Raw genomic sequence first — 13,940 nt, 5'->3', positions numbered from 1 at the left:
CCCATATCGGTGAAATAGGAAACCCCAATTTTCTCTAGCGCACACCAAGTGCATTCGGAGAGATGGCCTGGATAAATATGCAAAACCGAGTTAGCACACTTTTTTAGTCTTCCACGAACAGCATCCAATGCGGCGACCCACTGGCTAGCAGTAGGTCGGGAAGTGCGCGCCCCTGCTCAGTGAATGCTTGATGAAAAAGCTGTTCCACCTCAGAAGGCAACATCGATGTCGGGATTGAACGTGGAGGAGGCGCGATTCCCCTCTGCTTCGCATCTTTGGCATAGGCATACCGGAATTCTTTAATGTCGCTTTCAAGAGAGTCCCCGACACCATCTCTCTGCGGGACACCCGCGTATGGATGTCGTCCTCCGAACAAGGTATGAAAAATCAACAACGCGAGGCCAAAATTGTCGTGATTTATCGTACGACGAAAGCCTGAGAACGAAGAGAGTCCTTGTAGCTCCGGGGGAGTAAAGTGAGATACTCCAACTTCACAAAAGTGCACAGTTCCGTTGGCTTCTACCTGAAAGGAATCACTGTCAATAATTACTACAGTGCTATCCTTACCGACCATGACGTTGCCTTGGTTCACATCGCCGAGAATATGACCCTCCGCGTGAAGCACTTCAAATGCCGCAGCGACATTCCTCGCGATAAACAGCAGGAAGTCCCACCCTGCCTTCGGGTGATTTTGCCTACGATGAGCGGGACTGTACAGCATCTGAATAGACGAACGGTTGGTCACCTTGGGCATTAGGTAACCGACGACAGCCCCGGTCTTGGAATCACTCAGCGTTGATTGTGGCCAAGCGACATACTTGAGGAGCTTCTCTGACGAGCGTGTCGCCATGAAGCGAAGCTTATCCTGCTTTTTTTTATCAGGGACTTTGTGGTAAATCTTTGCGACGTTGTGCGACTCCGGCGCAAGCTCAAATACACTCCCCTCCCCACCACGACCGAGCTCTCGACTGATGGTTACGGATTCTCCCCGCGACGTAACAAATGCCTTTGCCACTTCTGTCATTCATTAAAGGTTGCGACGACCAGAGTTTTATCGTCATCAGTGCGCGAATTAACGCGCTCGCTGTTTAGAAAGTTGTTCAATGCTTGATGCAAAGCATCCTCATCTTCAGGCGTCGCGCGTCGCAACGCATCAAAAAAAGGACTGAAGAACGGAACATGTGGTGTGTTGGTCGCCAACTGTAGTGCTATCCGCTGCAATCCATCGCTGAAAACGGCAACCTCCGTCAACTGGCCTATATATTCGCGCGTCTGCAAGGCTTTTACAGCGTTCTCATCAGTGACAAAGCTAGTCATGTTTGCGTATTCGCCTGACATCGGAACTATCGCCAGCTCCAACCCTTTGCCAGCGTTTAACACAATGCCGCCATCTCCAATCTGCATCGCTAGCGAAGCTTGAGGAAGGGAGACGACACCCAAGAAGGTACACGCTAAGTCTCGCATGACCAAGCTATGCTCAGCTGCATAACTTTCTAGACGCATGCGGATAGCTAAAACGCATTCAACGGCTAACTCATCCGCAATCCCAAACTCTCCTTTAGCCGTCTTCTCAGCGACTTTCTCAGCCGCCGCTTGCATTGCAAGCTCTGCGCCAATTTCTCCATGCGAGGCGCTACCCGCCCCATCCGCGACGAATACCGCTAGAAATGGTCCATTGGGAAGCGTATCCGTCTGAAACCAGCAGCTATCCTCACAGACGCGATTCGTGGATATGTGCGAGGTACCGGTGACGGACGCCCCAATCGCGTACCAGCTCAAACTGAAGCCCACCCAGTGGGAGCACTTAACTGAACTTCAGTACCGGGAGTGGAACGAGATACCGAACGAAGCGAGTTCGACAGCCAGCTAAACAACTCTCGGAATTTGAGCTCCTGTAGCGACAACGGAGAACGCACACTAATCTGGCTCAAAATTTCCATGTTCGCCCCCTTCACACCAATCGCAAAGAACGCAAATGCCTTAGATGCTTCCCCTTCTTTGACTTCCGCCGCAGCGTTTTGCCATGTATCCGTTGGAGCTCCGTCAGTAATTAAGAACACCCATGGACGGTAAAACGCAATCCCGTTTGCTCGGTATTCTGCCTTCCGGTCTTTCAGCAAATTTAATGCTTGAGTAATAGCCGCGCCCATGGGTGTATCGCCGCGCGCATTAAGCACTGGTGGGTAAAAAGCGCCTGCCGAAGTGAATGGTAGTTCAACTTGGGCTGGGCCAAAGGTAACTATGGCAACCTCAACTCGTTGCATCGCCAAAGAGTCTGCTGCGAGCTCATCCCGGAAGGTAGCTAAGCCAGCATTCAACTCGGTGATTGCAGCGCCACTCATACTTCCCGATACGTCCAGCAACAATACGCATGGACAGCGTGGTTCGGGATTGTCCGCAAATCCAGGGTCAACAAAAGCGATTTGGTCACTCAACGCGTTCTCCAACATGCAAGTAAATTAAAAATTTACAATCAATAATAGTTACTTTCCGTCAAAGAGGAAAGGCGTTTCTACAACTTAAGTAGAAGCAAATTTCTGTTCAAGGCAATGTACATACCGGGTGCATATAAACAGTTTCATGGCAAGCTAAACTTTATAGCCTTTCAAACTCAAATCGACAGCCGCATTCTTCAAACGAAGCCAGAGGGAAATGCCTCCATTCCTGCAAGCAAAAGGCGTTTGGTGCATTCAGTAGCTACTTGGCAACTTGACTACCGATGCATTGGCGGTCTATAGTAATACTGTACATACATACAGTAAAAAATGCACTCTCATGATTGCGCCACCTCTCACAACATCGTCCGAAGAACAGCGTATTGCTGAGGCCACCCTGCGGCAACACATTTGGCGCGCAGACGAATTGAGTCGCAGCCGCACTTTGTCCTCTCCTTCTGGGTATGAGTGCCTGGACGCGGAGTTGCCCGAGGGAGGCTGGCCTCAGTCCACCTTAGTAGAGCTCCTACTTCAACAGCCTGGGATTGGAGAAATGCACCTGCTGCGCCCGGCTCTCGCAAATTTATCCAAAAGCCGTTATGTCGCGTTTATTGAGCCCCCTCATCGCCCCAACTCGGCCGCATGCAAATTCCTGGGATTGCACTGCCCAAATCTTCTTTGGATTCGTGCCCCCACGACGGCGAATGCCCTATGGTCGACTGAGCAAATTCTACGGAATGGGGGTTTTGGAGCGGTTTTACTCTGGCAGAAGAACATACGCAATGAAGCCCTTCGTCGACTGAATCTAGCAGCGCAATCAACGGACACAACATTTTGGCTTTTACGCCCCTTAAGCGCCGCTGCTGATGCCTCTCCTGCGCCACTTCGAATAGCACTACGACCGTCGGCAGGCGGAATATCAGCAGAAGTTATTAAGCGACGTGGCCCGCATCACGACCAACCACTAATTATTCCACTGGCCAAAATGCCAGCACGTCAACGATTCCTGGATGAGCAAAATGCGGTACTGGTTAAGCGTTCATCTCCCACTCCTACCACTCGAGTCCGTCAGGCCGCGTTGGTGTGACCCGGCGCCTTACGTCGTTGTCGAAAAAGGGAAAGTCATTTCGGTATCGCGTGAAGCCTATGCGTTAGGGGTTCGTGTCGGTATGCGGCCAGGCGGAGTATCCGCAGTGGCGCCGTCAACCGTCGTGTTAGAGCGAGACCTTCAGCGTGAGGAAATAACTCGCAATGCCATCGCTTTGGCACTGCTTCAGTTCACGCCGGAAGTGGCGCACGCTGGCGACTCAAGTATTGTGCTGGACGTCACCGCAAGTCTAGGACTTTTTCGGGGGCGTGCGGCGATAGGTAGAAGGATTCGAGCAAGCACGCAAGCTGTAGGCGTAACCGTTCGACTTGGAACCGGGCCTACTGCGTTGGGCGCTTGGCTGCTAGCTCGTCTGCCACTATCAAGACGCTTGGCCTTGCTACGTCGAACTGTGAAGATGGCTTCGCTGGAGCGGCAGCTGGACCGCATCCCATGTGATTACTTGCCCGCTGCTGTACCTCATCTGGAATGGCTAGCGGGCATCGGCGCTACCGACCTCGCCGCCTTACGTCGCCTCCCCGCCAAGGTGTACAGCGCAGGATGAGTAAGCAGGTCCTCGAGGAATTGGACCTCGCCTATGGGCTGGCCCCCGAAATGTTTCAATGGATTGCCATTCCTGAGACCTTCAGTGCTCGTATCGAAACATTCGACAGGGTTGAGCATGCAGAGGCTTTACTGGACGGTGCGACAGGGTTGCTGGAACAATTCGTTGGTTGGCTGGTAGCTCGCCAGCAGGCGGTGAATACTTTCGCGTTCATGCTGGAACACGAACGCGGTCGAGAAGCCATTCCCGCGACTGAAGTCGAGATTCGTTTGGGGGAACCAGCCTGGCGTATCGACCACATGAGTCGACTCCTCAAAGAACGATTACCTCGCGTTGAATTGACGGCGCCGGTAATCGGGGTTCGCCTTGAAGTGCGACTCTTGGCAGCCATGGTTCCGCTGACTGACGACCTATTTCCCGAACCTGGAGGAAGTCCGGCTGACCGAAAGCGCCTCATGGAGCTGCTTAGCGCCCGTTTGGGACCTGAAAACGTGCTGGTAGCTGTGGAGACCCCAGACCACGTGCCAGAAGCCTCTAACGCGTGGATTCCGATAAGCCAGACTCCTATAAAATTGACGGAAGACGTCAAGGCGTTTGAGCGCCCATTCTGGTTGCTGGACGAGCCGCATAAGCTACTGGTCCGGGACGACCGTCCATTCTATGGTTCGCCGTTAAAGATAATTAAAGGGCCCGAGCGCATTGAAGGACATTGGTGGAACGGCCAAACAGCCGCGCGTGACTACTATATTGCGCAAGCCTCAGATGCGTCGTGCTACTGGATTTATCTGGAGCGAGTGCCTGGTGGCGCCTGGTACTTGCACGGGAAATTCTGATGGACGAGCAAAAGACTAAGTCGGAACTCACGCTACCCGACTATGCTGAACTCCAATGCGTAAGCCACTTTTCATTTCTGAGAGGCGCCTCTCCGCCTGAGCTTCTAGTTCAGCGAGCGGCGGAACTCGGATACAGTGCGCTGGCCATTACAGATGAGTGCTCACTCGCGGGTGTAGTGAAGGCACACGTCGAAGCCAAAGAGATTGGGCTTCATCTGATTATTGGCAGCCAGATGGTGGTAACGCCGGAAGACGGCTCTCCTTCGTTCACACTGCTCATCTTGGCTATGAACCGAAATGGCTATGGCAATCTAAGTGAGTTAATCACGGATGCGCGGCGTCGGGCAGATAAAGGACAGTATTTGGTACACCCGAGGGACATCGCTACCCCGGTGGCTACGTACGCACATCTAAGAGGTCTACCAGACTGCCAACTTATTCTATGCCCCACATACAACGCCGATTTTGATGATGTCGCGCGGCAAGCCGAATGGCTTGTTAGATGCGCACCTGGTCGAGCACGTGTGGCTCTGACGCTTCACTATCGCGCGGAGGATGACAAGCATCGCGCAATGGTCGAAGCGATATCAGAAGAATTTAGTCTTCCCCTCGTCGCAACGGGGGATGTGATGATGCATCGCAGGTCGATGAAAGAAGTGCAGGACACAATGACTGCCATTCGTTTGAAAAAGCCAATTGCCCAATGCGGCTATGGTCTCGCGTCGAATGCTGAAGCACATCTACGCTCTCGCCTTCGGCTAGGCATTCTCTATCCACGTTCTGCATTAGACGAAACTATCCGCGTCGCGCAGCAGTGCTCCTTCTCTCTCGATGAACTGCGGTATGAATACCCTGGTGAGATTGCACCTGAAGGGAAGACACCCAAAGCTTATCTTCGAGAACAAGCCTACATCGGGGCGCACTGGCGCTACCCACAAGCCATTCCAGAAAACGTACAGGACCAGCTTGAATACGAGCTAGCTCTTATCGGTGAAATGGAATATGAACCGTACTTCCTAACGGTCTACGACATCGTTCGATTTGCAAGGTCTCAAAAAATTCTTTGCCAAGGACGCGGCTCCGCTGCAAACTCTGCTGTCTGCTACTGCCTGGGTATTACAGAAGTTGACCCATCGCGCGGAACACTACTCTTTGAGCGATTCATCTCGCGTGAACGTAACGAGCCTCCTGACATCGATGTGGACTTTGAGCATCAGCGTCGGGAAGAAGTCATTCAGTACATCTACGAAAAATATGGCCGGGTTAGAGCAGCACTCACAGCCGTGGTCATCTGCTATCGCCCACGCAGCGTCATTCGCGATGTTGGCCGAGCCTTGGGTGTAGACCTGTCGGTTGTTGATAAGGTGTCGAAGGCCAGTCACGGCTGGGGTGGGCAATCTGACCTTCAGCAACGACTGCTGACATGCGGATTCGAACCGAACTCTCTCGTTGCCGACCAGTGGGGGCAGATTGCCGACCGGATGATGCGCTTCCCACGCCATCTGTCACAGCATCCAGGTGGTTTCGTAATTTCACGAGGCCCGTTGTCACGTCTGGTCCCGATTGAAAATGCGGCTATGCCCAACCGTACCGTAATTCAATGGGACAAAGACGACATCGATGCAGTCGGACTTTTGAAAATTGATGTCTTGGCATTGGGTATGCTCTCATGCATGTCCCGCGCGCTCGAACTCATTTCTCAGCAGAGAGGTGAACGATTTGAACTGAGTGACATCCCGCATGAAGACCCTGCAACCTACGCCATGATTTCGAAGGCCGATACCGTTGGTGTCTTCCAAATCGAATCCCGCGCTCAGATGTCGATGCTACCGAGGATGCAGCCCAGGGAGTTCTACGACCTTGTGATTGAGGTAGCCATTATTCGTCCTGGTCCTATCCAAGGTGGAATGATTCATCCATTTCTTCGTCGGCGCCGTGGCGAGGACCCAGTGGACTATCCGCCTCAACTCGAATCGGTGTTGAGCCGTACCTTGGGCATTCCGATTTTCCAAGAACAAGTGATGTCCATAGCGATGATTGCATCAGGTTTCTCGCCAGGTGAGGCAGACCGTCTTCGCCGCGCGATGGCTGCGTGGAAACGCAAAGGAGGTCTGGAGCAGTTCGAAGACAAGCTCATGGCCGGTATGGCGGAACGTGGATACACCACCGAATTTGCCAAATCGATTGTGGGCCAGATACGTGGCTTTGCGGAGTATGGCTTTCCTGAGTCTCATGCACATTCGTTTGCCTTGCTGGCTTACGCAAGCAGCTGGTTGAAGTGCCATCATCCAGCCGAGTTCCTAGCAGCTCTTCTTAACAGTCAGCCGATGGGATTCTACAGCCCTTCATCACTAGTACAGGACGCCCGACGCCATCGCGTTGAGGTACGTCCTATCGACGTCTGTACAAGCAGCTGGGAGGCTTCTTTGGAGCCGTCCAGTCATCGATTGCCCGCTGTACGATTAGGACTAAACAGTATAAAAGGTATGGAGCGGGAAGCGGCGTTCCGGATTGAGGAAGCACGTGCAGCAAGGCAGTTCGAGAGCACCCGTGATTTAGCAATGCGGGCAGACCTCACCAAAGAGAACATGAAAGCACTCGCTTCGGCAAATGCACTGGCATCACTTACTGGCAATCGTCGCACAGCCATGTGGAATGCCGCAGCCAGCGTTCCGGATAAGGGACTATTGAAGGAAGCAGGAATTGCCGAGCCTATGCTCGAGTTGGCAGCTCCGACCGAGGGTGAAGACATCGTCGCAGACTACCGGCACATCGGTCTAACACTGGGACGACACCCACTTTCACTGCTACGTGACCGCCTGTACAAAATGAGATTCACACCATCAGAAATCCTGAACACGTTCGACGATGGACAACTCGCACGAGGCTGTGGAATCGTCACTGTGCGACAGCGTCCCGAGACGGCAAACGGCGTGATTTTTTTGACGCTTGAAGACGAGTTCGGCACCATCAATATCATCGTGTGGCCAAGTCTTGTAGACCAACAGCGCCGCGAGTTGATGACCTCACAATTGCTTGGAGTGTATGGTATCTGGCAGTCCAAACAAGGCGTTCGCAACCTGATAGCGAAGCGCCTCGTTGACTGTTCGCATCTGCTCGGTGAACTTGAGACACGGTCGCGTAACTTCCACTAGCTCGTTTCCTGTGCCATTCGCGTTCCCTAAAGCCAACCATTGACGGCGGACAACCTCGCTAAATTAAGTTGGCGTGCAAACTACCAAAGGGGTCACCCGCCTTGTACTCATTTTCGGCACGAAGAACAGCGAGGGATTTTTCTGTAAATAATTCAGAGGCATGGACTACGAAGACATCAGCAATCTTGATGTTCAAGTCCAATACCATGCCCAGAATGTGAGGAGCCCCCTTTTCATCATGCTTAGCCGCATTGTAGTAAAAGCACTTATTCTTTTTCGACGCTGTACTCTTAATATCGAAGTGGAAAACTTCAGATTTCTGAGTTGCGGAGTCAAAAAAAACGAACGAAAAATCAGGCTCCGGAACTCCGCTGAACGAAACTAAACTAACTGTCTTAACCGCATCCTGGCATTTGATAGGCCTGAGCAAAGACCACTCCCCAATGGCACCAATACGATGATTTTCAACTGAATACTTATCCGGCGAGAGGGTGTACGTATGAGCACGCAACCAAGCGATGTGCGATGCGGCCTCAATGTCTATGTCTGTAATATCCATGGTTCCGATGTACACTAGCGGAGACTTCTGCTTAAGCGCCAAGACCACTGCCTCCAGAAAATCTTCTCTTTCACTGTAAGGGCAAAATTTAACTCTAGATATTTGAATATTAGAACTTAATTTTCCATAAACCGTATTAAATGGCATTTTTCCTCCGCAGGCTGTCATCGTATTGGTTAAATATTAACCCAATATTCAGCACTGGCGAGCAATCTTTGCAATAACTCGGAGCAAAGCCCATGTGCGTCAACTACATCACCGTTAGCCGCCAGATGGCCTTCGATTGGTTTCGCACGCCAATCGAAGTGAACGACGACTGGCGCGAGGAAATCTATCGCGACTACCAGGCGCCGTTCATCATCCACGACGAGAAAGGCGAACGTAAAGGCCTGCTCGGCACTTACGCTTTCGTGCCTCAGGCTCATCGGCCGTACAAAAAGCTCACCGAAGAAGAACAAGCGAAATACGCAAGGGCTGTTGAGAAAGCAAAGGCTCAAGGCAAAGAGCCACCTGAGCCACCCCGGATTCGCATGGACACAATGAATGCACGGTTCGAAGAGGTCACCGGCAAGGTGAACTACAAACGGTTCTGGCTTCAACAGCAGCTTTGCATCGTGCCTGCGCTTGCAGTCTTTGAACCGAACTGGGAGACTGGCGAGCATGAGCGATGGGCGATTGAGATGGAGAACGGAGAACCATTCGGATTACCTGGCATGTGGCGCACGTGGGAAGAGAAAGACGGCACCATCAAAAACTCGTTCACTCACTTCACACTGAACGCGAATGAGCATCCGCTACTCAAACGCTTTCATGCCGACGAAGAGAAGCGCGGCGTCGCCATCCTGAGGCCTGAGGACTATGACGATTGGCTTAGCTCGACGAATCCGGAATTCGCGCGTGCACTCGTCCAGCTATATCCGGCTGAACTTATGCATGCTCGACCAGCGCCAAAGACTGCGAAGGCTGTGGAGGCAGATGACACCACAAACCCGAGGTCTCCCCAACGGCAAGTCGACCTATTTGAGTGAAAGGCCTCAATACCTGCTGACTTACAGCAGCCGCGCACCAGAGGTAATTCTATCGACAACTTCATCAGGAGATGCCGTCGGGTGTTTCTCAAAAATGAGCGCAGCAAGACCCGCCACGTAAGGACCTGCGAAAGAGCTTCCCCCATTATCGAATTGCTCGGCTGTCATCTTATATGTGGGAAATACCCCTGACGAATTCGCCATTACCCAAGGGAAAAGTATTTCACCAGGTACATTGGACTCAGGGAACGGGCATCCCCCTTTTACGTCGTAATTTCCTACGGCAAGTCCGAGCCGATGCTTCGCAGCTAAAGCATAAGCAGTCCCTCCCCAGGTATGAAAATTCCCCCCAATAATTATCGAAACAACGCCGTTGTTCTTTGCATGACTAAGCGCGTCCATAACAAGAGGGGCAACAAAATTGTCGGGTCCATTTACCGGTATGATGATGACTTTCGCACCGGCAGAAACAGCCCACAAAATCCCGCGCCGCATCACTTCTGAATCACTATACCTCGCATTTCCTGTGCAGCGAATGTTTAATAGTTTGGCTTCCGGCGCAACGCCCGCAATCAAGCGTTCTGCACTTGCGACAGAGTGACAACCAGAGACTATGGAAGCAACGCCAAGAGCGTGGTCGGGGTGATAGCCCGGGTCGTAGCTAAAGGTACCATCGCCAACGATGGCATCAAAACTGCCTATCACCTTCCCAGAAATCAGAGGATGGGGGGCAATTCCAGCATCCAAAATTGCGACGGTAACGCCCTTTCCAAAATGGCCTGCGGCCCAAGCTGAAGAGCAGTTAATGAGGTTCAACGCTTCAGAATTCGATGCGAACTCCGAGCTAACCGGCAATGCTAACGGTAATCCCAACGAAGCTGAGACGTCAATCACGCCGAATCCCTGACTTCCGGACCAACAATCATTCCCGTGCCTCCAAATCAGCGGACCACCCTCAGTCAACTCAAATAGGTCTACGTGCTCAGCGTAAAACTGAAAATTCAGACTTTCCTTACCTATATGTTCCACAAACAATGGATGGGTTATAAACACATAGCAATGGTACCCGCAATCGCTTTTCACTTCCGACAAAAATTGTTTATTAAAATTTTCGTCAATCCAATATATTCGAGCGCTAACCGACGTTCGATTAATTACATAAAATCTGGTACGAAATTCGCTGTGCGAATACGGGAGCAAAGGGGTGGGAGGTAAGAATTTATAGGTCACACGACGCCCTTACGAAGAAAAGTGTTGGTACATGCGAAGGTCGGCCTTTCACCAGATGAGAAAGATGCAATTTTTTTACCGCTCCCGCCCATGCGCCGGTCTTCGCAGAGCACATCGAAAGCGACATCGACCATCCACATCCCCTCAGAGTTACTGTAGCATAGCAATCAAGATTGCTTTCATTTAAGAGGATAGTTGTGAGCCAAAAACCATCTCGAGTTCAAATCGTCAAAAATCTGATTTCCAGCGCGATTCCGGGTGGCACGTTAGAACACGATGGAACCTACCGGGGTTTTGGGTGCGGTATATCGATACCGTATGACACCGCAATACAATACGTAGATGCACTTACCGCTCTATACGAAGAAGAAAAGACGATTGCACCAACGTTAACATTGGAGTCGTTTGAGCAAAGAGTTGCTCCGTTCATAGCAGACTACGTCTTGAGTAAAACAGAGGTTCAAACTGCGGAAGTTACAGCATTTTTACAAGAAATTTTGTCCTTACCAGTTAGTGTCCACGATGTCTTTAGGCCAATCTCCGGCATTACGATGACCAAGGGGGGGCGCCAGTTACGCTAGGCCCGTTCACAATTTACAGTACCGAAAAACATGCCCCTGAACTTGATTTGGAAGTCCAAGGAAGACTTACCGCGTCATTGCTAGACCATCCAACCGCATATCTCATCAGAGTCAAAGTAAGCGCGCGAGAAGACTCAAAAGCATTGGAAATTGCGGATGGGTTGTTTGAGCAGTTCGAACGTATCATTAGATTTATTACTGCACAACCCAAGACCTCGCTTGACGTAGGCATTCTAAACTATAGCGGGTTAAGCAGAAATTCTGCCTTCGTCTTCACGGATGAATGGAGTGCCGCGTCCACACAGCGCAAAGGAGCTACACAGCCCCTTCCCATTGACAACGACTATCTCATCAAACATCAAAATGGGTTTGACACGATTTGGAGTATGCTCGGTAGCGCGTCTCCGTCAGAAATGGGGAAACGAGTTTTGCTTGCCATAGATTGGATTGGCGAATCATACGCCGAGAATGTGCAGTCCAGCGCATTCATAAAAGCGGCAATAGCACTGGAAATTCTCTTTAATGAGCAAAGTGATTTTCTCACAAAAGGAATCGCTGCTCAAATCTCAGAGAGTGTAGCGCTACTACTTGGTCAAGGTGTTGATGAGAAAATGGCCATAGAGAAAGATGTCAGACGTCTCTACGGTATTCGGTCGGGTATCGCACATGCTGGGAAGAGTGACATCAGCTCTGGGGACCTCACTCTACTCCAAAAACTTGCACGGCAGTCAGTCATTCGAATGATAACAAAAGTTCCGTTCAAAGATGCTCATAAAGCTAGCGAAATAACAACACTATTTAAAAAACTCAAGTACGGCTGGGTTCTCCCTCAATAGTTTTCAACGACAACTACATCGGGAGGTGAAGGGCTAACTTTTAACGTAAAGTGATTGTTTGGGCGTACTAGCACCCGAAATAGAAATGGCAGACCGCTGGACCAAGACAACACACTGCGACTATGGAGTCTGCCAATCACCTAACCTAGGCCTCATTGCGGCAACGCTTCAAGATGTAATGCTAAACGTTCAAGTCTGTCTTCTTCCAAATCATCGAGGTCGCCGAACGAAGTCTTAAAGACCGATGAACCGGACGCGTCAGACCTTAACGAAGTAATTTTCATCTCTTCCGCCATTTTACGAACTTCGTCTGAGAAGTTTTCTTCATTGAATGCCTTCAACCCGTCCCAGAAGCGCTTGTGCCCAAGCCGCCTTGCACAAACATGGAGCCGTTTCTCCAACTTTTCTCTTCGGTTCCTCGTTATTCCGGCTACAGAGTCAAAATAATCCGTAGTGCCCTCTGGAATAATTTCTACTTGAAGAGCCAGATGAAGTAAAGACGGGGGAATAGAATCAATGCCAGGGTTCACGATTTCTAAGCGACGAGCTGCACTCAGTTCAAGCCATTCTCGGATTATGGAATTTATATGCAAATCTCCAAAGCCATATCCAATGCAAACTAACGTCGTCACAAAATTCAGATTAACTTTAAACTGGGCCTAGCACATTAGGAAGTACCTGCCCGTGGCGCTTGTCGAACTTATAGGCTCCGGCCAATATGGTACGGCGCAAGAATTGCATCTCGCCTAATGCATCGGCGTAAGCGATTTCGTTCTGCACATTAACGCGCCCGTTTGGAGAGCTGGATTCCGGGAAAAACAAATCTTCATTCACTGCCCGTAACGACTCAAGTACTGATTTTGCACTTGCTTCATTCGGTAAAATCTTTAAAAGGTCGTTCCCATCGTTGTACGTAAAAACGTCAAGCGCCCCATGAATTTTTAGCAAATTAATTCCTCGAAATCCAGTAGTTTGGAACATTGACGTGCCGCTCTTCAATTCCACTTCACTCAAAACCTCGGCCTGAATTGCTCCGACGATGCCCCCATGAGAAGCTCGGCAAGGCAAACTAATAGTTCTATTACTGAATCCAGAATGTATCGGAATATCGAATTGGGCAGCTAACGCCTCTAGAACTAAGTCGTGATTGAGGGAGAAAACCCAAAGCGGATTGTTCTGTTCAGCAAGGACTTTGATACCTGAGTAGAAAGGAAGGTGCTTTTCGAAGAACGGCAAATTTTGCACATGCCTGAAATAAAGCTTGTAATACACCGTCTGCACTAGCCACGAGTACAAGGAGTGGTAATGCTGCGAGTTAGCCCCAGGTCGACGAAACTGAACTTGTAAGAACCCCAGCAAACTTTCGTAGTGGACATCAGCTCGCTGGAGGATGTCTATAAACGAATTGATTACTTCGTCGGGGTGTCCGCCACCCTGCTCTCGCCATCCAACGTTGAATTGCCTCAGCTTCTCCGGAGTCAGCCACGTCCGAATTTCCTGGGTCAGTTCCCATACGAGGGGCATTCCTGCCTCGTACGATGCTCCAGCCCCTAAAAATAAGCCAATATTTTTCTGCATTCTATATTCCATCAAAGTATCCAGACATCAGGCATCAAAGTGCCTTGGAACAC

14 protein-coding genes are annotated in these 13,940 nt (G+C 50.7%); 7 read left to right on the top strand and 7 right to left on the bottom strand.

What is annotated here, in order from left to right:
* Window positions 1–103 precede the first annotated feature (103 nt).
* From HH213_RS30185 to HH213_RS17175, 3 genes are read right to left on the bottom strand one after another with little or no spacing between them, the layout of a single operon-like run.
* Complete coding sequence (locus HH213_RS30185; RefSeq protein WP_229263039.1) at window positions 104–1,024, bottom strand: helix-hairpin-helix domain-containing protein; 921 nt, start codon at window positions 1,022–1,024, stop codon at window positions 104–106.
* Window positions 1,021–1,791, bottom strand: coding sequence for a PP2C family serine/threonine-protein phosphatase (locus tag HH213_RS17180; protein WP_229263038.1), 771 nt, complete (start codon window positions 1,789–1,791; stop codon window positions 1,021–1,023). The genes HH213_RS30185 and HH213_RS17180 overlap by 4 nt, the downstream gene beginning before the upstream one ends.
* A complete protein-coding gene (locus tag HH213_RS17175) occupies window positions 1,776–2,435 on the bottom strand; it encodes a vWA domain-containing protein (RefSeq protein WP_169113017.1) in 660 nt (219 codons plus the stop codon). The genes HH213_RS17180 and HH213_RS17175 overlap by 16 nt, the downstream gene beginning before the upstream one ends.
* Window positions 2,436–2,775: 340 nt before the next feature.
* Here HH213_RS17175 and imuA point away from each other — a divergent pair, with 340 nt between their 5' ends.
* From imuA to HH213_RS17160, 4 genes are read left to right on the top strand one after another with little or no spacing between them, the layout of a single operon-like run.
* Window positions 2,776–3,522, top strand: a complete 747-nt coding sequence (gene imuA, locus HH213_RS30690) for a translesion DNA synthesis-associated protein ImuA (protein WP_371875716.1) — start codon at window positions 2,776–2,778, stop codon at window positions 3,520–3,522.
* Window positions 3,446–4,087, top strand: a complete 642-nt coding sequence (locus HH213_RS30570) for a Y-family DNA polymerase (protein WP_308494500.1) — start codon at window positions 3,446–3,448, stop codon at window positions 4,085–4,087. The genes imuA and HH213_RS30570 overlap by 77 nt, the downstream gene beginning before the upstream one ends.
* The gene (locus HH213_RS30565; protein WP_308494499.1) at window positions 4,084–4,920 is read left to right on the top strand and encodes a DNA polymerase Y subunit UmuC family protein; all 837 of its coding nucleotides are present in this window, start codon (window positions 4,084–4,086) and stop codon (window positions 4,918–4,920) included. The genes HH213_RS30570 and HH213_RS30565 overlap by 4 nt, the downstream gene beginning before the upstream one ends.
* On the top strand, window positions 4,920–8,075 hold the full coding sequence (locus tag HH213_RS17160; RefSeq protein ID WP_169113015.1) for an error-prone DNA polymerase: 3,156 nt from the start codon (window positions 4,920–4,922) through the stop codon (window positions 8,073–8,075). The genes HH213_RS30565 and HH213_RS17160 overlap by 1 nt, the downstream gene beginning before the upstream one ends.
* A 58-nt stretch (window positions 8,076–8,133) precedes the next feature.
* Here HH213_RS17160 and HH213_RS17155 read toward each other — a convergent pair whose 3' ends face one another.
* Complete coding sequence (locus HH213_RS17155) at window positions 8,134–8,781, bottom strand: hypothetical protein (protein ID WP_169113014.1); 648 nt, start codon at window positions 8,779–8,781, stop codon at window positions 8,134–8,136.
* Window positions 8,782–8,873: 92 nt separating this feature from the next.
* Here HH213_RS17155 and HH213_RS17150 point away from each other — a divergent pair, with 92 nt between their 5' ends.
* On the top strand, window positions 8,874–9,662 hold the full coding sequence (locus HH213_RS17150; protein ID WP_169113013.1) for an SOS response-associated peptidase family protein: 789 nt from the start codon (window positions 8,874–8,876) through the stop codon (window positions 9,660–9,662).
* Between the two features lie 21 nt (window positions 9,663–9,683).
* On the opposite strand, the gene HH213_RS17145 is transcribed toward HH213_RS17150, so the two are convergent.
* Window positions 9,684–10,556: a S8 family peptidase gene (locus HH213_RS17145; protein WP_169113012.1), complete on the bottom strand. Its 873-nt coding sequence runs from the start codon at window positions 10,554–10,556 to the stop codon at window positions 9,684–9,686.
* Window positions 10,557–11,089: 533 nt separating this feature from the next.
* On the opposite strand from HH213_RS17145, the gene HH213_RS17140 reads away from it, so the two are divergent.
* The gene (locus HH213_RS17140; protein WP_169113011.1) at window positions 11,090–11,473 is read left to right on the top strand and encodes a hypothetical protein; all 384 of its coding nucleotides are present in this window, start codon (window positions 11,090–11,092) and stop codon (window positions 11,471–11,473) included.
* 47 nt (window positions 11,474–11,520) lie between these two features.
* Window positions 11,521–12,309: a HEPN domain-containing protein gene (locus tag HH213_RS17135; protein WP_169113010.1), complete on the top strand. Its 789-nt coding sequence runs from the start codon at window positions 11,521–11,523 to the stop codon at window positions 12,307–12,309.
* A gap of 152 nt (window positions 12,310–12,461) precedes the next feature.
* Here the strand turns inward: HH213_RS17135 and HH213_RS17130 are convergent, their stop codons facing one another.
* Window positions 12,462–12,941: a hypothetical protein gene (locus HH213_RS17130; RefSeq protein WP_169113009.1), complete on the bottom strand. Its 480-nt coding sequence runs from the start codon at window positions 12,939–12,941 to the stop codon at window positions 12,462–12,464.
* Between the two features lie 16 nt (window positions 12,942–12,957).
* Entirely contained in the window at window positions 12,958–13,887 is a 930-nt protein-coding gene (locus tag HH213_RS17125; protein WP_169113008.1) for a hypothetical protein, read from the bottom strand.
* Window positions 13,888–13,940: the final 53 nt, after the last annotated feature.

Origin of the sequence: Duganella dendranthematis (assembly GCF_012849375.1) — a bacterium.
Taxonomy (GTDB): Bacteria; Pseudomonadota; Gammaproteobacteria; order Burkholderiales; family Burkholderiaceae_D; genus Rugamonas; species Rugamonas dendranthematis.
The sequence above is the reverse complement of the archived record's forward strand: the minus strand, read 5'-3'. Positions and strand labels throughout refer to the sequence as shown.